This is a genomic window from Pseudonocardia sp. ICBG1142 (assembly GCF_020496255.1).
Lineage (GTDB): Bacteria > Actinomycetota > Actinomycetes > Mycobacteriales > Pseudonocardiaceae > Pseudonocardia.
Map to the genome: position 1 here is coordinate 1 of NZ_JAHLJC010000021.1, position 19,532 is coordinate 19,532.

The 19,532-nt window shown below is 68.0% G+C and carries 17 protein-coding genes; 8 read left to right on the forward strand and 9 right to left on the reverse strand.

The annotated features are described in order from the left end of the window. Window positions 1–241: 241 nt before the first annotated feature. From KPL59_RS13210 to KPL59_RS37650, 3 genes are all read left to right on the forward strand, one after another. A complete protein-coding gene (locus KPL59_RS13210; RefSeq protein ID WP_226360955.1) occupies window positions 242–679 on the forward strand; it encodes a hypothetical protein in 438 nt (145 codons plus the stop codon). A 1,279-nt stretch (window positions 680–1,958) separates the two neighbouring features. Beyond that, on the forward strand, window positions 1,959–2,894 hold the full coding sequence (locus tag KPL59_RS13215) for a replication initiation protein (RefSeq protein WP_226360956.1): 936 nt from the start codon (window positions 1,959–1,961) through the stop codon (window positions 2,892–2,894). An 86-nt stretch (window positions 2,895–2,980) separates the two neighbouring features. Further along, the gene (locus KPL59_RS37650) at window positions 2,981–3,193 is read left to right on the forward strand and encodes a sigma factor-like helix-turn-helix DNA-binding protein (protein ID WP_226360957.1); all 213 of its coding nucleotides are present in this window, start codon (window positions 2,981–2,983) and stop codon (window positions 3,191–3,193) included. 201 nt (window positions 3,194–3,394) lie between these two features. On the opposite strand, the gene KPL59_RS13225 is transcribed toward KPL59_RS37650, so the two are convergent. The 6 genes from KPL59_RS13225 to KPL59_RS13250 all read right to left on the reverse strand — a co-directional run bounded on the left by KPL59_RS13225 (window position 3,395) and on the right by KPL59_RS13250 (window position 9,601). Continuing rightward, window positions 3,395–4,597, reverse strand: coding sequence for a DUF3631 domain-containing protein (locus KPL59_RS13225; protein WP_226360958.1), 1,203 nt, complete (start codon window positions 4,595–4,597; stop codon window positions 3,395–3,397). Beyond that, a complete protein-coding gene (locus tag KPL59_RS13230; RefSeq protein WP_226360959.1) occupies window positions 4,594–4,875 on the reverse strand; it encodes a hypothetical protein in 282 nt (93 codons plus the stop codon). The genes KPL59_RS13225 and KPL59_RS13230 overlap by 4 nt, the downstream gene beginning before the upstream one ends. A 125-nt stretch (window positions 4,876–5,000) precedes the next feature. Continuing rightward, the gene (locus tag KPL59_RS13235) at window positions 5,001–5,384 is read right to left on the reverse strand and encodes a hypothetical protein (protein ID WP_226351891.1); all 384 of its coding nucleotides are present in this window, start codon (window positions 5,382–5,384) and stop codon (window positions 5,001–5,003) included. Between the two features lie 265 nt (window positions 5,385–5,649). After that, the gene (locus tag KPL59_RS13240; RefSeq protein ID WP_226360960.1) at window positions 5,650–8,013 is read right to left on the reverse strand and encodes an ATP-binding protein; all 2,364 of its coding nucleotides are present in this window, start codon (window positions 8,011–8,013) and stop codon (window positions 5,650–5,652) included. Beyond that, window positions 8,010–9,305 (reverse strand): hypothetical protein, encoded by a 1,296-nt coding sequence (locus tag KPL59_RS13245; RefSeq protein ID WP_226360961.1) that lies wholly within the window; start codon window positions 9,303–9,305, stop codon window positions 8,010–8,012. Before KPL59_RS13245 ends, KPL59_RS13240 begins: the two co-directional genes overlap by 4 nt. Continuing rightward, window positions 9,302–9,601 carry a hypothetical protein gene (locus KPL59_RS13250; protein WP_226360916.1) on the reverse strand — a complete coding sequence of 100 codons (300 nt, stop codon included), beginning with the start codon at window positions 9,599–9,601 and terminating at the stop codon, window positions 9,302–9,304. Before KPL59_RS13250 ends, KPL59_RS13245 begins: the two co-directional genes overlap by 4 nt. Before the next feature lie 3,142 nt (window positions 9,602–12,743). Between KPL59_RS13250 and KPL59_RS13255 the strand changes: the two genes are divergently transcribed. Further along, complete coding sequence (locus KPL59_RS13255; RefSeq protein WP_226360962.1) at window positions 12,744–13,148, forward strand: hypothetical protein; 405 nt, start codon at window positions 12,744–12,746, stop codon at window positions 13,146–13,148. 83 nt (window positions 13,149–13,231) lie between these two features. On the opposite strand, the gene KPL59_RS13260 is transcribed toward KPL59_RS13255, so the two are convergent. Continuing rightward, window positions 13,232–13,675, reverse strand: a complete 444-nt coding sequence (locus tag KPL59_RS13260; protein ID WP_226360963.1) for a hypothetical protein — start codon at window positions 13,673–13,675, stop codon at window positions 13,232–13,234. On the opposite strand from KPL59_RS13260, the gene KPL59_RS13265 reads away from it, so the two are divergent. The 4 genes from KPL59_RS13265 (at window position 13,674) to KPL59_RS13280 (ending at window position 17,761) form a co-directional block, all read left to right on the forward strand. After that, entirely contained in the window at window positions 13,674–15,506 is a 1,833-nt protein-coding gene (locus tag KPL59_RS13265) for an ATP-binding protein (protein WP_226360964.1), read from the forward strand. The two genes, KPL59_RS13260 and KPL59_RS13265, sit on opposite strands and share 2 nt — an antisense overlap. Before the next feature lie 265 nt (window positions 15,507–15,771). Beyond that, window positions 15,772–16,155, forward strand: a complete 384-nt coding sequence (locus KPL59_RS13270; protein ID WP_226351891.1) for a hypothetical protein — start codon at window positions 15,772–15,774, stop codon at window positions 16,153–16,155. Between the two features lie 125 nt (window positions 16,156–16,280). Next, window positions 16,281–16,562 carry a hypothetical protein gene (locus tag KPL59_RS13275; RefSeq protein WP_226360959.1) on the forward strand — a complete coding sequence of 94 codons (282 nt, stop codon included), beginning with the start codon at window positions 16,281–16,283 and terminating at the stop codon, window positions 16,560–16,562. Beyond that, window positions 16,559–17,761 (forward strand): DUF3631 domain-containing protein, encoded by a 1,203-nt coding sequence (locus KPL59_RS13280; RefSeq protein ID WP_226360958.1) that lies wholly within the window; start codon window positions 16,559–16,561, stop codon window positions 17,759–17,761. The genes KPL59_RS13275 and KPL59_RS13280 overlap by 4 nt, the downstream gene beginning before the upstream one ends. Before the next feature lie 201 nt (window positions 17,762–17,962). Here the strand turns inward: KPL59_RS13280 and KPL59_RS37655 are convergent, their stop codons facing one another. Next, complete coding sequence (locus KPL59_RS37655; protein ID WP_374111625.1) at window positions 17,963–18,262, reverse strand: sigma factor-like helix-turn-helix DNA-binding protein; 300 nt, start codon at window positions 18,260–18,262, stop codon at window positions 17,963–17,965. Next, window positions 18,262–19,359, reverse strand: a complete 1,098-nt coding sequence (locus KPL59_RS13290; protein ID WP_308187878.1) for a replication initiation protein — start codon at window positions 19,357–19,359, stop codon at window positions 18,262–18,264. The genes KPL59_RS37655 and KPL59_RS13290 overlap by 1 nt, the downstream gene beginning before the upstream one ends. Window positions 19,360–19,532: the final 173 nt, after the last annotated feature.

Below are 19,532 nucleotides of genomic sequence, written 5' to 3' on the forward strand. Positions count from 1 at the left end.
GCGGAGTGTGTTCGTCTAATTGCTTCTGGTAGTGGTTCTTGACCAACGGGAGGGGGCGTGGTCACATGCGGTCATGTGCACGAAGAGGTTCGCATCCGTGTCCCGCACTGTGGGGACTGTGTTGGTTATGGCTGTTGCAATGGGTTCAGGCAGCGGAATCGCCGCTGCGGACACTCCGCGTCCCACCAGCGCTCCAGCGGTAATCAGCCAGACCGCCACGCCCACATTCAGCTTCAACAAGGTGAACGACTCCACCGGAGTTCTAACCCTTAGTGGCGCAAAGTTCGTCACAGACGGAACCCACACCTCCATCGTCGACGACTACGGCAAGACTCTTGAAGTCCTCCCCGCACGAATCGCCCAAGACGGAAATATCACCACTTTCACATACACTCTAGACGGCGACCACAAAGCTACCGTGCGCAGCGCAACAAGCCACAACCATCAGGTCAACGAGTACGTCAACTGGGCAAAGTGCACCATCGGAACCGCCGGCGGAGTTATCACCGGCGGACTTATCGGGGCTGGCATCGGCGGCGCATCGGGCTCTGCTATTCCAGTAGCCGGAACCGCCGCAGGCGCCATCGGTGGCGCTGCTATTGGAGCCACTGGCGGAGGGCCACCGCCGCTGCAGCTAACTGCTTCCCCTGATCCCTCACTCAGTCAATCGGGATACTAAAATATGAAAAAAACTCCAGGATGGGCGCCAATCCTCGTCTTCGCTGGCGCCGGGGTATCGGTCTTTACTGATCTAATAATTGGAGTTCCACTCAACCGGGCCCTAGTGTCGCCCCTATTTTTGTTCGGATTTATCGCAGGACTCATCATTCTAGGTATCTATATTTTTCAGCAGAAGCGGCACCGCACATAAAAAAATCGCCTGATAGCCGCAGTCTCACCCTCCAATCCCAGGGATCTGGCATCATCGGTAGATGATCTTGTGGTGAGCCGTGCCGAGCGGCGCAGCTACGGCGCTCGGCACGGCACTGGGACGGGGCGTGGGCAAGTTGATCCGGACCGGAGCCCGCCCCCTGGGGCGGGTGAGGACCGGAAGCGGCGCGGCAGCCCGTGGTTGTTCGGCTCAGCGCAGCGACCCCGCACCAGCGGGGACCTTCTTTGCGACACCCACTTAGCCGGGCTAAGTGGCTAGCTTGGGTCCGCCGCAGGCGGGGCCGTGGCCATCCTCCGGGGCGTCGCGTCCGGGAGCGAAGCGTTCGCGCGGGACCGGCACCCGGCCCGGTGATCATCAGTGATGCATAGGTGTGGTGGCTGTTGATCTTGGTTGGTGGTGTCGAGCTCGTTGTAGGCGAGCGCTGTCGGCCTGGCGGGCCTCTTCGGTGGCGGATCGCCACCGAAGATCAACAGCCACCAGACCTATGCATCATCTGATGATCTTGGGCGGTGGGCTCCGGTCCGGGGCTTGGTCGTGGCGTCGGGGCGCCGGTTCACCGCGCAGCCGCGCATCAAGATGTGCGTTTTCCTCAGGAAAACGCGGGTGGGCGCCCCCGGCGGTGCTGCTGCTACTGCGGCGGCGGTGGGTGCCTTGCCGCTGGTGTGCGGTCGGAGGCCGGGTGGGGTGACACGCCCGTCTGACCTGGGGGTACGCGACAGACGGGCCTGTGACCTGGAAGTGTGCAAGTCAGTCAGCAGCAGCAACAACCAAGTCAGAGTTTCGGGTGAGCGCAAGCGAGCCCGCCCCCCTCCGGCCGCGTCAGCGGCCGGAGACAACACAGGGCGAAGCTCAATGCCCCAGACCGGCACCGCGCCCCTGTCGGCGGTGGTGAGGAGTTCCCCCGGATGACCGGCTCTGACCTGTGGGTTCCCCCAGGCGCTGCCTCGGGCGCGATCCTGGATGCCTCTCCCCGGGGCTCTGAGAGCCTCTGTGAGCCCCCGTTGGAGGCCCGGGCTACCTAGTCGGGGGGCTGCCGTTTGAGGCGGCTACGGCGATCTGGGGGCGTATGTGGAGGTCGCGGTACCCACTCGCCGCCGACGAGTTCGACGACGGGGTGTGGCGGCAGTCGAGGGAGGTGGCGATGACCCGGATGCATGTCGAGCTGAACCCGAAGACCCTGTGGGGGATGATCGGTGTCGACGGGGACCAGGCCGACACCGTCCTGCGAGCGTTGTCGTGCATCGACCACCACCCGGTGCCGAACGTGATCATCGAGAACCCCGTGAACGGACACGCTCACTGCATCTGGTGCGTGAAAGTCCCGATCAAGGTCACCAACTACGGGTCCCGCCGATCGTTGCGTTACGGGCTGTCGATCGAGCACGGATTGCAGACCGCGATCGGTGGGGACCGGAATTACACCGGACGGCTCGTCAAAAATCCGTTCCACCCCCGGTGGCTCACCCACTGGATGCACGACAAGCCCGCCACGTTGACCACCCTCGGCGGGATCCTCGGCGAAGCCGGACACATGCCCGGCCGCGGCTGGCACGCCCAGCGGCGGCGTGAACCCGTCGGCTGCTCCCGCAACGAAACCCTCTTCCACATGGTCCGCCGCTTCGCCTACCGCGAAATGCGCCACCACTGGGGCGACACCGAGGGCTATCGCGCCGCTGTCGCCAAACACGTCGTGATCCTCAACGCCGACTTCCCGGTGCCCCTCGGCGAGAACGAACTCGGCCACATCTCGAAGTCCATCTCCGACTGGACCATCAACTACTCCCGCATGTGGAACGACGGCCCCGCCGCCTACGACGCCGCATTCTCCGCCATCCAAGCCGCACGCGGCAGGAAAGGATCAGGACGCAACGGCGGACTCGCCGGAAACAGCCGACCCGGAGGACTCGCAAGCAATAGTCGCCCCGGAGGACTTGTACGTGCTGTGAGCCTCGCAGAAGGAAAGCGTCAGCGTCATGCAGTGATCGAGCAGCGGGCGTTCTGATGCCAGCGCTCACGCCGCGCCGCCGGAACAGGACTGCTCGCGAGATCGCGGCGGAGGTGGGCCTCTCCGAACGGACTGTCGTCCGGATGGTCGCCGAACCGCGAGTCGGCTACGAGCGACGGGCCAGGAAGCGTCGCGCTACGGCTGTGAGGTTGCGCCTCCAAGGGCTGACCTACCGCGAGATCGCTGAGCAGGCCAACATCAACCCTGGCAGTGTCGGTCAACTCCTGATGCAAGCTCGGCGCAACGGCGAATGGGCCGCCGCTGTGGAATGCCACCGCGGCAGTCACGCAGAGTGAGATTTCGGGGGATGTCCCGAAACGCCCCCCAAGCCGGGGCAAGCCGGGACAGCCGGGACACCTCACCTATTTCCGCAGGTCATGAGGGGATTTTCGGTGTCCCGGCTTGAGGGGGTGTCCCGGCTCAAGCCGGGACACCCCCTCAACGAACGACACGCTCAGTCGGTCCGAAGATCGCCCTGAATGTGGCCTGACCAGTGGTTATGTATCGGCCCGACCCTCGTCTCCTTGTTCAGTACTGTCGGTGACCAGGTCAGGGGCGTACCGCTGCCAGGCATCGTTGAACGCGTCACGCTGGTAGCACCGGACCTTCCCGAGTCCAGGGAGCCGCATTTGCGTGGACTGGATGTTGTACTCGGCGAGCAGCTTCCCGAGGCGCATGGCGGTGAGTCCTTCCCCGCGTGGGCCGTAGTCGGCCCACGGTGCCTCCGGATCGGCTCGGAGTTGCTGGAGCAACCGCATCGTCGGCAGGGCGTGTTCGTCGCCGAAGGCGGTGTGGCAGTCGGCGAGGAGTCGGATGCGTTCGGATCGGTCGTCGCCGGTGTCCTCTTGCTGGAGGTCGAGGATGGCTTGGCGGGCGCGGTCGGGCCAGTGGCCTCCGGCGTGGTCGGCGATGGCGATGAGTGGTTCCCAGGTGTCTGCGGCGCGGTCTTCGACGGGCATGGCCGGTTCGGCTGCTTCGAGTGCGGTGAGGTCGTCGCGGAGCCATGCGTGGAGGCGTTCAGCGAGCCGTTGAAGCTTCGGGCGGTCGCGCCGGTGTCGATACGGTGCGACGGTCTCTCCGGGTGCTCTGCGGCGCATCTGGACGACGACGGCGCGGTCTTCGACGGTGTCGGGCATGCGTCCGATCCCGGCCAGGGCGGCCATCGCGAACGTCGAGATGGACTCGACCCGGTTTTTGGTGAGGTCGTAGCGCTTCGCGGGCCGGTTGCGTTGGTGTCCGGCGTTGAGGAGTCCGCGGAGGTCTTCGTGGCCGGTGGCGGCGGGTCCGAAGATGGTGTCGGCTTCGTCGACGAGCATGGTGGGTGGGTCGGCGGTGATGGAGCGGTAGACCGCTGCGGGGGTGGCGTTGACGGTGATGAACGGTTGGTGGCAGGCGCCTTCGACGACGTCGAGGAGGCGGGATTTGCCGCAGCGCTTCTCCGGCGCCCGCACGACCAGCCGTGGGGCGTGCGCCCAGGCCGGTTGGGCGTGGGTCGCGGCGATCCACAGCACCACGCCGACCACGGCGGCGTCCGAGGGCAGGGCGACGTAGCGGCGCAGGGCGGTCTCCAGGTCGTCGAGAATCGCAGCACCGTCGGTGCCGGGAACCGTGCTGCCGGACGGCTCGTCGGTCGGGGTGAAGGTGCCGGATCGGGAACCTTCGGTCTGACCTGCGGGAACCTGGTCGTCGGGGGTGCTCACGTGGTCCTCCTGGTGCTCGATGCGGCGGTTGCGGTGGTTGGGTGCGGGTGGTGGCGCCAGATGCGTCCGGTGATGTCGTCCTCGACCGGGTGCGGCACGAACTCGTTGCTCGGCCGGTAGGTGCGGAGTTCGGCGGCGGGATGGCCGTCCGGGTAGCGGGCGGCGGCGGTCTGCATGGCGGCCAGGTCGGCCCGCCAGTACCAGCGCCCGCGCCACGGCCCATCGACCAGGACGGCCAGCTCTCGGCCGTCGGCGACCTGGACCGCCAGCCGCGACATCCGGGACGGCCGGTGTGTGGCTGGAAGGTGCTGCCGCGTCGCTTCCGGTCCTCGCCCGCCCTGGGGGCGGGCTGCGGTCCGGGTCGACTTGCCCACGGCCCATAGGGCGTTGTCTGCGGTGGTGGTCATGCCGCTGGCCTGGCCGTGCGGGTGGCCCAGTCGGTCGGGTCGCCGTGGGGCGGGTAGCGGCGGCGCATGAGTTCGGCCCAGGACGGCTGCCGGGCGAGTCCGGCAGCGGTGTAGGCGACCGAGACCTGCGTGCTGGCGTCGCGGAGCGCGGTCAAGTGGGCGTGGCGCAGGTCGGCGACCTCGACCCCGACCCGTGCGGCGACCAGCAGCGGCGCGGTCGGCTGCGCCCTCCCGAGCACTGCGGCGAGGACGGCCGGGTCGAGGTGCCCGATCACCTCCAGGGCCTCGGCACGATCCGCCTCGCCCAGGCGCGGGACCGGGACGGTCAGGGCTCGGGGGACGGCTGGTTCAGGTGTTGCCGGTAGTTCAGGAACAGGCATGACCTCTCCTGCAAATCGGTGACTGTGTGTGACCATGCGTGGGTGTGTGGAAGCGTGGGGTGAGGCATCCGTGTGGGGTGCCTGTCCCGTGTTTTCGCTGGTTTTCGTGGGGGTGCGGGGGTTGCCTCACCCCGCCTCACTCCTCACCCCGCAGCCGATCACTGCTGGTGATGCGGGGTGGGGTGGAGGGTGAGGGTGGGGTGAGGGTCGGGGTGGACGTTCACCCCGTCTGCGGGTGCCTCACCCCACCCTCACCCCATCACTGTCAGTCCAGTTCGTTACTGTGGGTGACAGATTCGGTGTTGTCGGCGCTGTTCTCGGTGTCGAGGAGTCGGTCGGTCTGGATGGTGAGCAGGTCGGTGAGCCGGACGACCGGGTAGCCCTTGATGGATGCGGCGGGGACGCCGGTGTCGGTGAGCCAGGCGGCGAGGGTTTTGGCTTCCCAGGTGCCGTAGGTGGGCAGGTCGTGGTCGTGGAGGCGGGCGAGGAGGTCGGAGCGTTTGAGGTGGCGTGCGCCGTCCATGACCGTGATCACGGCGGGCAGGTGATCAACCTCCGGGACGTCCTCCCTGCTCTTGGTGGCGCTGGCGCCCCGGGTGGCGCGGAGGGTCTTCGCCTGCTGGGCGAGTTCGGCGGCGTGGTCGCCGCTGATGTAGTGGGTGCGCAGGATCGTCGAGGATTCCCCGGCGGGCAGGTTCATCCCGGCGCCGTTGCAGACCAGGACGCCTTTGTCGATGCCTTGGCGGAGCCGCTGCGGTGCGGCACCTGCGTCGACGGCGGTGTCGCCGAGTGCCATGCGGGCCTGGGCTTCAGTACCGACGACGAGGGAGGCGCGGATGTGGGCGCCTTCGCGGACGAGTTTGGGCAGGTTCTGGTCGGTCGGGTCCTGGGTGCCTTGCCACAGGGTGACGTTGACGGCGCGGCCCTGGTTGTGCAGGCGGCGGGCAGCGGTGAAGTACCGCGAGCGGGCTTTCGTCCCGCCGTAGGGGTTGCCGTCGGCATCCAGGGCAGGACACATGAATGCCTGTTGGGCTTCGTCGACGATGACGAACAGCGGGTGGAACCCGGACCCGGGTCGTCGGGCCAGATCGCGGGTGACCCCGTCGGGGAACCGGTCGCGGTCGAGAGCGGTCAGACGCCGCTGCATCTCGGCCACAGCGGTCTCAAGCAGGACGGTGGCGGCGATGACGTGCTCATCAGCCGGACCCTCGACCAGCTCGGTGGCCAGGCCGTCGAACATGTGCCAGTCCCCGATGCCTTTGAGATCGGCGATCCAGAACTCGGTGGTCGGGTCGAAGGCCGCCCACAGAGCGAGGGCGCGCAGGGCCGCGGTTTTGCCCTGGTTGGACAGGCCGGTGATCAGCAGATGGTGCTGCTTGAGCGAGATCGAGCACTGGTCGCCGCGCAGGTTTTGGCCCCAGGGTGCTCGGCCGGTGTAGATGTCGGCGCGGATGCCGTCGGGGTCGAGGGCCATCGGTGATGGGCCGATGGGCTCGTCGAGTGCGCCGGGGTCGGCGATCCAGAGCCGCACGGTGCGCCGGGCGGGGATGGTGATGAACAGTTCGTGTTCGTGGCGGTCGAGGTTCTCCGCGAGCCGACGCCGCCGGGCCTGGATGTCGGTGGTAGTCACCCCGGAAGGCAGCCGGATGTCGACCTCGACGCCGTGCCCGGCGATCCGGATCGGGGACAGCATCGCCCCACCCGCATCCTCGCAGCGTTTGATCGCCCTGGTCAGGGTGGGGATACCGAGGTCGCGGAGCGCGATGACCGTCTTCGACGGCGTCACCGTCTCATCGAGGCGGCGTTGCCCGACCGGGGCGACCCACGCCGGAACCTCCGTCCGTGCCCGGCCGAGTGCCCACAGCCCGAGCACCGCCCCACCGAGAGCGAGTGTTCCGAGCAGGGAGGCGTAGACGGTCACGAACGTGACGGTCCAGGCGACCGCGTCGATCACTGCGGTGATGGGGGCGATGACCAGGGAGATGTCTTTCGCGGCGATGGCGAGGACGACGCCGAGGCCGAGGAGTATCCCGAGCGCGATCAGCGCGCCGACACCGGCAGCACGCGCCCAGGCGAGAGGGGCGTTGATCCAGTCCATGACCCGGCCATGGCGCCGCTGTTTTTCGGCGGTGTCGCGGGCCTCCCATTCCAGGAGCCGGTCCTGGTCCCCGGCGATCTCAGCGGCCCGCATCTGCCGCTCGTAGCGGGTGGTGCCGTGGGTGTCGCGCCAGCGCTGGATGAGGACTCCGGCGCCGGAGAACACGAACCACGTGTTCCTGACCAGGGCTTTCGCGCTGGTGACGGTGGCCGGGTGGGTGGCGACGGTGACGGCATGCCGTTGTGCCGTCACGAGGTCGTGGCGGTAGAGGTCGCGCCGCGACACCAGCTCCGTCCCCGGGGTCGAGGTGCTGTCTGCCTGCGGTCCGCAGGTCTGGTCGACGATCTCGCCCTCGATCACCACCGAGGACTCGGCGCCGGTGTCGGTGTGGTGGTTGTCGGGCCGGTGGTGCAGGGTGATGACCGGCGCCAGCTCGTCCCCTGATGACGCGTGGTGGGCTGGGCTGGCGCCGCCCACCTCGTCGCGGCCGGTCTGGGCGTCACGGCTGTCGTGGTCGTCGTGGTGGCTCATCGCGAGCCTCCGGTCGCGTCACGGAACTGATCGCGGAGTTGGCGGGCGCGGGCGGCCGAGCAGCGCAGTGTCCGGCGGATGGACTCGGCCGACCTGGGGTCGACCCGACTGTCGTCGACCGCTGCGCGGAGCAGCTCGCGAAGATCATCCAGAGTGCGCGGGGCCGCCCCGGTTTCAAGATCATGGTCGGGGTCGACTCCCAGGGTCGACGATGATCTTGGGTGGGTCGACTGTCGCAGGTCAGCCCTCGACTCCCCACCCGGCTCCTCTGGTGTGCGGTCGAGGACGGCGACACCGCCCCCATGATCATCGTCGCCCTCGGAGTCGACCCCGGAGTCGAGGCAGTCGAGGGCCGGGTCGGCCTCGTAGTCGAGGTCGTCGGTGAGCCGCGAGCCGCCGCATCCCGCGCCCTCGACGAGGGCGGCTAGTGCCCAGTCCCAGTCCCAGTCGTCGGCGCGGCCCCTGCCGACCGGCGCGGCCGGTGTGACAGGTCGTTCCGGGGCGGTGGTCGCGGCCAGGGTGCGGCGGTGGACCTGGAAGACGCCGGGTCGGTAGACCAGCTCCGCAGTCCCGTCCGCGGCGATGACCGCTGCCGCGTCTCCGATGGCGAGGCGCCGAGCGCGGTCGGTCTTCGCCTCCACCAACGCCGCGAGTCTCGCGGTGCGGCGTTCGGTCCAGGAGCGGGGCGCCCCGGCCAAGGTGAGCTGGTGCGCGGCGACACCGGCGATGGACACGACCGCCATCACCACGGCGGCTGTCCAGCCCTGGTGGAGGCCGTGGAGCAGGTTCATCCCGGCCGCGACCAGGGAGAACAGCACCACCCCGGCCTGCAACCCGACGACCGGCCGGTCCGGGTGCTGGTGTCGGGAGGCGGTGATGGCGAGGGCGAAGGCCCACATGCCGAGTTCGGTGATCCCGGCCAGGAGGACGCCGAGCGGGCCGTAGATGGTGGTGCCGTAGGCGGCCATCGCTGGTGCGGCCAGGGCGAAGGACAGCAGCGCGATCGGATAGATCAGCAACTCGACGGCATGGGTGGATGCCCAGGTCAGAGCCTTGGCCCGGGCGGCGGCCCGGACAGATGCGCGGGATCGTCGCTGCTCGTCCCGGCGCCGCTCAGCGCTCTCGCGGTCGGCTCGGTCGCGGTCGCGGCGGGCGTCCTGTTCGGCGATTCGCCGCTGCGCGGCAGCGTCAGCGGCTTCCCGGGCGAGGCGGGCGTCCAGAGCGCGGGTCTCCCGGCGTTCCGCCGCCCGGCTCGCAGCCCACGAGGTCGAAGAGGAAGACGTGGTGGTCATGCTCCGGCCCTCCCCTCGTCCTGCTGACCAGCCGAAACCCGCTCAGAAGGCGACTCGGCGGCCTCTGAGACGACCTCTGTCAGGGCCATCTCGGCTCGGGCGGTCGAGGCCGGGACGGTCCGGCGGGAGCGCCGCAGGCGCAGCTCGGCGGCGATCCACCACCCGGCGGCGAAGCCCAGCGGCCCGGCGAACCACCAGGTCACGAACACGGTCGCGGCCCCCAGGGCGGCGATGACGGCGATCTCGACGGCCCGCTCCCGGACCGCCCCAGCGACACAGCGAAGCAGCGCGTTCATGCCGCTTCACCACCGGTGACAGCCGAGTGACCAGCGGAAACAGCCGCATGGCGACGTGCCGGGAGCACGAACAGACGTGTCTCGACGTCACCATCTAGAGGCCCACTGGGCCCGTCGAGGTCGGTGAGGAGGTCGCCGTAGAGACGGTCGATGACCCGCTCGGTCAGACCATCCGGACACCACGAAAAGCCCAGCTCAGCGCCGGGATCAGGATCACCGTCGGGGGAGTCTGGAAGAAAAGTTCCACCCACCGGTGGATGCGTGCAGACGCCAAGGGCAGCATGGCCCATAGCCGATCACCTGTCCTCACAGGTCGTTCGGTTAGGTCGCCGCCCCGGCCTTTAGAACCGGGGTGGTGACCGCAACCCCGCCGGGCTGGCAGGCTCGCTCCTCAAGCAAGACACGCCCCCGCCCGGCCTGTCAAGCACCAATCTCGACCGGCCTGCCCGGCGCTCGCCCACACCCCACATTGGTCACGAAACGTGATGGCAGGACGCAGGGGGCCGCCTGATCGCTATTTCCCCTGGTCAGGCTGCATCTAAGGCGATCGTCTGCGCGCTTGGACGCGTGGCCCGTTGAGGGGGTGTCCCGGCTCAAGCCGGGACACCCCCTCAAGCCGGGACACCGAAAATCCCCTCATGACCTGCGGAAATAGGTGAGGTGTCCCGGCTGTCCCGGCTTGCCCCGGCTTGGGGGTCGTTTCGGGACATCCCCCGGAATCTCACTCTGCGTGACGAGTCGGGGGCTGGGGCAGCGAGCGGCGGGGGTCACGGTTTTCGGTGGTGCGTGGTTGCGTTTCCGGCGCTATAGATTGCGGCGCTCTGCAGGTGTTGCTGAGGGCTCCCCTGCCGCCTCTTCTGCCGCTTGTGGTGCCGGAGGGCTGGGCGTTGTCAGAGCTACGAATGAGTGCTCTTTTGCGCTAGGGCGGGTGGCGCCGGGCACGGATTGATTGACGCGACTGGTTGTGCGGTTTCAAAGGTGCCGCAGGATGGTTTTAGCATCTGCTTGCACGGTGTTGTGGTGCGTGCAGGAGCCCCCGCATCCGCCCGATGCGCGATCCGGCGGATGTGGGGGTTGTCGCGTTATCGTTGAGGTCGCGTGTCCTCGGTACTGTCGGCCCGACAGGTGGCCCAGTAACTCCCGAGAGGGGTTTTGTTACTCCCGAGAGAGCCCAAGATCGTTTTCGGGGGCGTCTTCTGGACTTGCCCCGGGGCGCTCTCAGGTAGGTCATCGTTGTGACCTGCTGTTGTGTGGGTGGTGGAGTGAGTCCCGCTGGGTCGGGCTGGCGCCCGACACCTCAACCACCCCGCTTCGCTGACGGCCGGTCGAGGTGTCGGGCGCCAGCCCGACCCAGCGGTGGGTGGTCGCGGAGCGGCCTTGATCGTCAGTACGTAGTTCCATGCTTTGAAAAAGGCAGAGGTGAAGGTCAACTGACTGCGGGAGGGTGGGCGGTTTGAGCTGATTTGGGCGTATCTGTCCGTAGTAGCGGAGTGTGTTCGTCTAATTGCTTCTGGTAGTGGTTCTTGACCAACGGGAGGGGGCGTGGTCACATGCGGTCATGTGCACGAAGAGGTTCGCATCCGTGTCCCGCACTGTGGGGACTGTGTTGGTTATGGCTGTTGCAATGGGTTCAGGCAGCGGAATCGCCGCTGCGGACACTCCGCGTCCCACCAGCGCTCCAGCGGTAATCAGCCAGACCGCCACGCCCACATTCAGCTTCAACAAGGTGAACGACTCCACCGGAGTTCTAACCCTTAGTGGCGCAAAGTTCGTCACAGACGGACCCACACCTCCATCGTCGACGACTACGGCAAGACTCTTGAAGTCCTCCCCGCACGAATCGCCCAAGACGGAAATATCACCACTTTCACATACACTCTAGACGGCGACCACAAAGCTACCGTGCGCAGCGCAACAAGCCACAACCATCAGGTCAACGAGTACGTCAACTGGGCAAAGTGCACCATCGGAACCGCCGGCGGAGTTATCACCGGCGGACTTATCGGGGCTGGCATCGGCGGCGCATCGGGCTCTGCTATTCCAGTAGCCGGAACCGCCGCAGGCGCCATCGGTGGCGCTGCTATTGGAGCCACTGGCGGAGGGGCCACCGCCGCTGCAGCTAACTGCTTCCCCTGATCCCTCACTCAGTCAATCGGGATACTAAAATATGAAAAAAACTCCAGGATGGGCGCCAATCCTCGTCTTCGCTGGCGCCGGGGTATCGGTCTTTACTGATCTAATAATTGGAGTTCCACTCAACCGGGCCCTAGTGTCGCCCCTATTTTTGTTCGGATTTATCGCAGGACTCATCATTCTAGGTATCTATATTTTTCAGCAGAAGCGGCACCGCACATAAAAAAATCGCCTGATAGCCGCAGTCTCACCCTCCAATCCCAGGGATCTGGCATCATCGGTAGATGATCTTGTGGTGAGCCGTGCCGAGCGGCGCAGCTACGGCGCTCGGCACGGCACTGGGACGGGGCGTGGGCAAGTTGATCCGGACCGGAGCCCGCCCCCTGGGGCGGGTGAGGACCGGAAGCGGCGCGGCAGCCCGTGGTTGTTCGGCTCAGCGCAGCGACCCCGCACCAGCGGGGACCTTCTTTGCGACACCCACTTAGCCGGGCTAAGTGGCTAGCTTGGGTCCGCCGCAGGCGGGGCCGTGGCCATCCTCCGGGGCGTCGCGTCCGGGAGCGAAGCGTTCGCGCGGGACCGGCACCCGGCCCGGTGATCATCAGTGATGCATAGGTGTGGTGGCTGTTGATCTTGGTTGGTGGTGTCGAGCTCGTTGTAGGCGAGCGCTGTCGGCCTGGCGGGCCTCTTCGGTGGCGGATCGCCACCGAAGATCAACAGCCACCAGACCTATGCATCATCTGATGATCTTGGGCGGTGGGCTCCGAACGCCGCACCGCGAGACTCGCGGCGTTGGTGGAGGCGAAGACCGACCGCGCTCGGCGCGCCATCGGAGACGCGCAGCGGTCATCGCCGGGACGGGACGCGGAGCTGGTCTACCGACCCGGCGTGCTTCTGGTACCGCCGCGGCCTGGGCGACCACCGCCGCGGAACGCCTGTCACACCGGCCGCGGGTCGGCAGGGGCCACGCCGACGACTGGGGGGACGCGACTAGACGGGCCTGTCGACCTGGATGCGGCGGTCGCGGCTCAGCGACGACCTCGACTACGAGGCCGACCCGGCCCTCGACTGCCTCGACTCCGGGGTCGACTCCGAGGGCGACGATGATCATGGGGGCGGTGTCGCCGTCCTCGACCGCACACCAGAGGAGCCGGGTGGGGAGTCGAGGGCTGACCTGCGACAGTCGACCCACCCAAGATCATCGTCGACCCTGGGAGTCGACCCCGACCATGATCTTGAAACCGGGGCGGCCCCGCGCACTCTGGATGATCTTCGCGAGCTGCTCCGCGCAGCGGTCGACGACAGTCGGGTCGACCCCAGGTCGGCCGAGTCCATCCGCCGGACACTGCGCTGCTCGGCCGCCCGCGCCCGCCAACTCCGCGATCAGTTCCGTGACGCGACCGGAGGCTCGCGATGAGCCACCACGACGACCACGACAGCCGTGACGCCCAGACCGGCCGCGACGAGGTGGGCGGCGCCAGCCCAGCCCACCACGCGTCATCAGGGGACGAGCTGGCGCCGGTCATCACCCTGCACCACCGGCCCGACAACCACCACACCGACACCGGCGCCGAGTCCTCGGTGGTGATCGAGGGCGAGATCGTCGACCAGACCTGCGGACCGCAGGCAGACAGCACCTCGACCCCGGGGACGGAGCTGGTGTCGCGGCGCGACCTCTACCGCCACGACCTCGTGACGGCACAACGGCATGCCGTCACCGTCGCCACCCACCCGGCCACCGTCACCAGCGCGAAAGCCCTGGTCAGGAACACGTGGTTCGTGTTCTCCGGCGCCGGAGTCCTCATCCAGCGCTGGCGCGACACCCACGGCACCACCCGCTACGAGCGGCAGATGCGGGCCGCTGAGATCGCCGGGGACCAGGACCGGCTCCTGGAATGGGAGGCCCGCGACACCGCCGAAAAACAGCGGCGCCGGCCGGGTCATGGACTGGATCAACGCCCCTCTCGCCTGGGCGCGTGCTGCCGGTGTCGGCGCGCTGATCGCGCTCGGGATACTCCTCGGCCTCGGCGTCGTCCTCGCCATCGCCGCGAAAGACATCTCCCTGGTCATCGCCCCCATCACCGCAGTGATCGACGCGGTCGCCTGGACCGTCACGTTCGTGACCGTCTACGCCTCCCTGCTCGGAACACTCGCTCTCGGTGGGGCGGTGCTCGGGCTGTCGGCACTCGGCCGGGCACGGACGGAGGTTCCGGCGTGGGTCGCCCCGGTCGGGCAACGCCGCCTCGATGAGACGGTGACGCCGTCGAAGACGGTCATCGCGCTCCGCGACCTCGGTATCCCCACCCTGACCAGGGCGATCAAACGCTGCGAGGATGCGGGTGGGGCGATGCTGTCCCCGATCCGGATCGCCGGGCACGGCGTCGAGGTCGACATCCGGCTGCCTTCCGGGGTGACTACCACCGACATCCAGGCCCGGCGGCGTCGGCTCGCGGAGAACCTCGACCGCCACGAACACGAACTGTTCATCACCATCCCCGCCCGGCGCACCGTGCGGCTCTGGATCGCCGACCCCGGCGCACTCGACGAGCCCATCGGCCCATCACCGATGGCCCTCGACCCCGACGGCATCCGCGCCGACATCTACACCGGCCGAGCACCCTGGGGCCAAAACCTGCGCGGCGACCAGTGCTCGATCTCGCTCAAGCAGCACCATCTGCTGATCACCGGCCTGTCCAACCAGGGCAAAACCGCGGCCCTGCGCGCCCTCGCTCTGTGGGCGGCCTTCGACCCGACCACCGAGTTCTGGATCGCCGATCTCAAAGGCATCGGGGACTGGCACATGTTCGACGGCCTGGCCACCGAGCTGGTCGAGGGTCCGGCTGATGAGCACGTCATCGCCGCCACCGTCCTGCTTGAGACCGCTGTGGCCGAGATGCAGCGGCGTCTGACCGCTCTCGACCGCGACCGGTTCCCCGACGGGGTCACCCGCGATCTGGCCCGACGACCCGGGTCCGGGTTCCACCCGCTGTTCGTCATCGTCGACGAAGCCCAACAGGCATTCATGTGTCCTGCCCTGGATGCCGACGGCAACCCCTACGGCGGGACGAAAGCCCGCTCGCGGTACTTCACCGCTGCCCGCCGCCTGCACAACCAGGGCCGCGCCGTCAACGTCACCCTGTGGCAAGGCACCCAGGACCCGACCGACCAGAACCTGCCCAAACTCGTCCGCGAAGGCGCCCACATCCGCGCCTCCCTCGTCGTCGGTACTGAAGCCCAGGCCCGCATGGCACTCGGCGACACCGCCGTCGACGCAGGTGCCGCACCGCAGCGGCTCCGCCAAGGCATCGACAAAGGCGTCCTGGTCTGCAACGGCGCCGGGATGAACCTGCCCGCCGGGGAATCCTCGACGATCCTGCGCACCCACTACATCAGCGGCGACCACGCCGCCGAACTCGCCCAGCAGGCGAAGACCCTCCGCGCCACCCGGGGCGCCAGCGCCACCAAGAGCAGGGAGGACGTCCCGGAGGTTGATCACCTGCCCGCCGTGATCACGGTCATGGACGGCGCACGCCACCTCAAACGCTCCGACCTCCTCGCCCGCCTCCACGACCACGACCTGCCCACCTACGGCACCTGGGAAGCCAAAACCCTCGCCGCCTGGCTCACCGACACCGGCGTCCCCGCCGCATCCATCAAGGGCTACCCGGTCGTCCGGCTCACCGACCTGCTCACCATCCAGACCGACCGACTCCTCGACACCGAGAACAGCGCCGACAACACCGAATCTGTCACCCACAGTAACGAACTGGACTGACAGTGATGGGGTGAGGGTGGGGTGAGGCACCCGCAGACGGGGTGAACGTCCACCCCGACCCTCACCCCACCCTCACCCTCCACCCCACCCCGCATCACCAGCAGTGATCGGCTGCGGGGTGAGGAGTGAGGCGGGGTGAGGCAACCCCCGCACCCCCACGAAAACCAGCGAAAACACGGGACAGGCACCCCACACGGATGCCTCACCCCACGCTTCCACACACCCACGCATGGTCACACACAGTCACCGATTTGCAGGAGAGGTCATGCCTGTTCCTGAACTACCGGCAACACCTGAACCAGCCGTCCCCCGAGCCCTGACCGTCCCGGTCCCGCGCCTGGGCGAGGCGGATCGTGCCGAGGCCCTGGAGGTGATCGGGCACCTCGACCCGGCCGTCCTCGCCGCAGTGCTCGGGAGGGCGCAGCCGACCGCGCCGCTGCTGGTCGCCGCACGGGTCGGGGTCGAGGTCGCCGACCTGCGCCACGCCCACTTGACCGCGCTCCGCGACGCCAGCACGCAGGTCTCGGTCGCCTACACCGCTGCCGGACTCGCCCGGCAGCCGTCCTGGGCCGAACTCATGCGCCGCCGCTACCCGCCCCACGGCGACCCGACCGACTGGGCCACCCGCACGGCCAGGCCAGCGGCATGACCACCACCGCAGACAACGCCCTATGGGCCGTGGGCAAGTCGACCCGGACCGCAGCCCGCCCCCAGGGCGGGCGAGGACCGGAAGCGACGCGGCAGCACCTTCCAGCCACACACCGGCCGTCCCGGATGTCGCGGCTGGCGGTCCAGGTCGCCGACGGCCGAGAGCTGGCCGTCCTGGTCGATGGGCCGTGGCGCGGGCGCTGGTACTGGCGGGCCGACCTGGCCGCCATGCAGACCGCCGCCGCCCGCTACCCGGACGGCCATCCCGCCGCCGAACTCCGCACCTACCGGCCGAGCAACGAGTTCGTGCCGCACCCGGTCGAGGACGACATCACCGGACGCATCTGGCGCCACCACCCGCACCCAACCACCGCAACCGCCGCATCGAGCACCAGGAGGACCACGTGAGCACCCCCGACGACCAGGTTCCCGCAGGTCAGACCGAAGGTTCCCGATCCGGCACCTTCACCCCGACCGACGAGCCGTCCGGCAGCACGGTTCCCGGCACCGACGGTGCTGCGATTCTCGACGACCTGGAGACCGCCCTGCGCCGCTACGTCGCCCTGCCCTCGGACGCCGCCGTGGTCGGCGTGGTGCTGTGGATCGCCGCGACCCACGCCCAACCGGCCTGGGCGCACGCCCCACGGCTGGTCGTGCGGGCGCCGGAGAAGCGCTGCGGCAAATCCCGCCTCCTCGACGTCGTCGAAGGCGCCTGCCACCAACCGTTCATCACCGTCAACGCCACCCCCGCAGCGGTCTACCGCTCCATCACCGCCGACCCACCCACCATGCTCGTCGACGAAGCCGACACCATCTTCGGACCCGCCGCCACCGGCCACGAAGACCTCCGCGGACTCCTCAACGCCGGACACCAACGCAACCGGCCCGCGAAGCGCTACGACCTCACCAAAAACCGGGTCGAGTCCATCTCGACGTTCGCGATGGCCGCCCTGGCCGGGATCGGACGCATGCCCGACACCGTCGAAGACCGCGCCGTCGTCGTCCAGATGCGCCGCAGAGCACCCGGAGAGACCGTCGCACCGTATCGACACCGGCGCGACCGCCCGAAGCTTCAACGGCTCGCTGAACGCCTCCACGCATGGCTCCGCGACGACCTCACCGCACTCGAAGCAGCCGAACCGGCCATGCCCGTCGAAGACCGCGCCGCAGACACCTGGGAACCACTCATCGCCATCGCCGACCACGCCGGAGGCCACTGGCCCGACCGCGCCCGCCAAGCCATCCTCGACCTCCAGCAAGAGGACACCGGCGACGACCGATCCGAACGCATCCGACTCCTCGCCGACTGCCACACCGCCTTCGGCGACGAACACGCCCTGCCGACGATGCGGTTGCTCCAGCAACTCCGAGCCGATCCGGAGGCACCGTGGGCCGACTACGGCCCACGCGGGGAAGGACTCACCGCCATGCGCCTCGGGAAGCTGCTCGCCGAGTACAACATCCAGTCCACGCAAATGCGGCTCCCTGGACTCGGGAAGGTCCGGTGCTACCAGCGTGACGCGTTCAACGATGCCTGGCAGCGGTACGCCCCTGACCTGGTCACCGACAGTACTGAACAAGGAGACGAGGGTCGGGCCGATACATAACCACTGGTCAGGCCACATTCAGGGCGATCTTCGGACCGACTGAGCGTGTCGTTCGTTGAGGGGGTGTCCCGGCTTGAGCCGGGACACCCCCTCAAGCCGGGACACCGAAAATCCCCTCATGACCTGCGGAAATAGGTGAGGTGTCCCGGCTGTCCCGGCTTGCCCCGGCTTGGGGGGCGTTTCGGGACATCCCCCGAAATCTCACTCTGCGTGACTGCCGCGGTGGCATTCCACAGCGGCGGCCCATTCGCCGTTGCGCCGAGCTTGCATCAGGAGTTGACCGACACTGCCAGGGTTGATGTTGGCCTGCTCAGCGATCTCGCGGTAGGTCAGCCCTTGGAGGCGCAACCTCACAGCCGTAGCGCGACGCTTCCTGGCCCGTCGCTCGTAGCCGACTCGCGGTTCGGCGACCATCCGGACGACAGTCCGTTCGGAGAGGCCCACCTCCGCCGCGATCTCGCGAGCAGTCCTGTTCCGGCGGCGCGGCGTGAGCGCTGGCATCAGAACGCCCGCTGCTCGATCACTGCATGACGCTGACGCTTTCCTTCTGCGAGGCTCACAGCACGTACAAGTCCTCCGGGGCGACTATTGCTTGCGAGTCCTCCGGGTCGGCTGTTTCCGGCGAGTCCGCCGTTGCGTCCTGATCCTTTCCTGCCGCGTGCGGCTTGGATGGCGGAGAATGCGGCGTCGTAGGCGGCGGGGCCGTCGTTCCACATGCGGGAGTAGTTGATGGTCCAGTCGGAGATGGACTTCGAGATGTGGCCGAGTTCGTTCTCGCCGAGGGGCACCGGGAAGTCGGCGTTGAGGATCACGACGTGTTTGGCGACAGCGGCGCGATAGCCCTCGGTGTCGCCCCAGTGGTGGCGCATTTCGCGGTAGGCGAAGCGGCGGACCATGTGGAAGAGGGTTTCGTTGCGGGAGCAGCCGACGGGTTCACGCCGCCGCTGGGCGTGCCAGCCGCGGCCGGGCATGTGTCCGGCTTCGCCGAGGATCCCGCCGAGGGTGGTCAACGTGGCGGGCTTGTCGTGCATCCAGTGGGTGAGCCACCGGGGGTGGAACGGATTTTTGACGAGCCGTCCGGTGTAATTCCGGTCCCCACCGATCGCGGTCTGCAATCCGTGCTCGATCGACAGCCCGTAACGCAACGATCGGCGGGACCCGTAGTTGGTGACCTTGATCGGGACTTTCACGCACCAGATGCAGTGAGCGTGTCCGTTCACGGGGTTCTCGATGATCACGTTCGGCACCGGGTGGTGGTCGATGCACGACAACGCTCGCAGGACGGTGTCGGCCTGGTCCCCGTCGACACCGATCATCCCCCACAGGGTCTTCGGGTTCAGCTCGACATGCATCCGGGTCATCGCCACCTCCCTCGACTGCCGCCACACCCCGTCGTCGAACTCGTCGGCGGCGAGTGGGTACCGCGACCTCCACATACGCCCCCAGATCGCCGTAGCCGCCTCAAACGGCAGCCCCCCGACTAGGTAGCCCGGGCCCTCCAACGGGGGCTCACAGAGGCTCTCAGAGCCCCGGGGAGAGGCATCCAGGATCGCGCCCGAGGCAGCGCCTGGGGGAACCCACAGGTCAGAGCCGGTCATCCGGGGGAACTCCTCACCACCGCCGACAGGGGCGCGGTGCCGGTCTGGGGCATTGAGCTTCGCCCTGTGTTGTCTCCGGCCGCTGACGCGGCCGGAGGGGGGCGGGCTCGCTTGCGCTCACCCGAAACTCTGACTTGGTTGTTGCTGCTGCTGACTGACTTGCACACTTCCAG

Coding starts and splice junctions, on each gene's coding strand:
- KPL59_RS13235 (WP_226351891.1), bottom strand. CDS start 5,384: ATGCCTGTTCCTGAACTACCGGCAACACCTGAACCAGCCGTCCCCCGA.
- KPL59_RS13260 (WP_226360963.1), bottom strand. CDS start 13,675: ATGACCCGGCCGGCGCCGCTGTTTTTCGGCGGTGTCGCGGGCCTCCCA.
- KPL59_RS13250 (WP_226360916.1), bottom strand. CDS start 9,601: ATGAACGCGCTGCTTCGCTGTGTCGCTGGGGCGGTCCGGGAGCGGGCC.
- KPL59_RS37650 (WP_226360957.1), top strand. CDS start 2,981: ATGGTCGCCGAACCGCGAGTCGGCTACGAGCGACGGGCCAGGAAGCGT.
- KPL59_RS13265 (WP_226360964.1), top strand. CDS start 13,674: ATGGACTGGATCAACGCCCCTCTCGCCTGGGCGCGTGCTGCCGGTGTC.
- KPL59_RS13230 (WP_226360959.1), bottom strand. CDS start 4,875: ATGTCGCGGCTGGCGGTCCAGGTCGCCGACGGCCGAGAGCTGGCCGTC.
- KPL59_RS37655 (WP_374111625.1), bottom strand. CDS start 18,262: ATGCCAGCGCTCACGCCGCGCCGCCGGAACAGGACTGCTCGCGAGATC.
- KPL59_RS13270 (WP_226351891.1), top strand. CDS start 15,772: ATGCCTGTTCCTGAACTACCGGCAACACCTGAACCAGCCGTCCCCCGA.
- KPL59_RS13245 (WP_226360961.1), bottom strand. CDS start 9,305: ATGACCACCACGTCTTCCTCTTCGACCTCGTGGGCTGCGAGCCGGGCG.
- KPL59_RS13240 (WP_226360960.1), bottom strand. CDS start 8,013: ATGAGCCACCACGACGACCACGACAGCCGTGACGCCCAGACCGGCCGC.
- KPL59_RS13275 (WP_226360959.1), top strand. CDS start 16,281: ATGTCGCGGCTGGCGGTCCAGGTCGCCGACGGCCGAGAGCTGGCCGTC.
- KPL59_RS13290 (WP_308187878.1), bottom strand. CDS start 19,359: ATGACCGGCTCTGACCTGTGGGTTCCCCCAGGCGCTGCCTCGGGCGCG.
- KPL59_RS13255 (WP_226360962.1), top strand. CDS start 12,744: ATGCGGCGGTCGCGGCTCAGCGACGACCTCGACTACGAGGCCGACCCG.
- KPL59_RS13215 (WP_226360956.1), top strand. CDS start 1,959: ATGTGGAGGTCGCGGTACCCACTCGCCGCCGACGAGTTCGACGACGGG.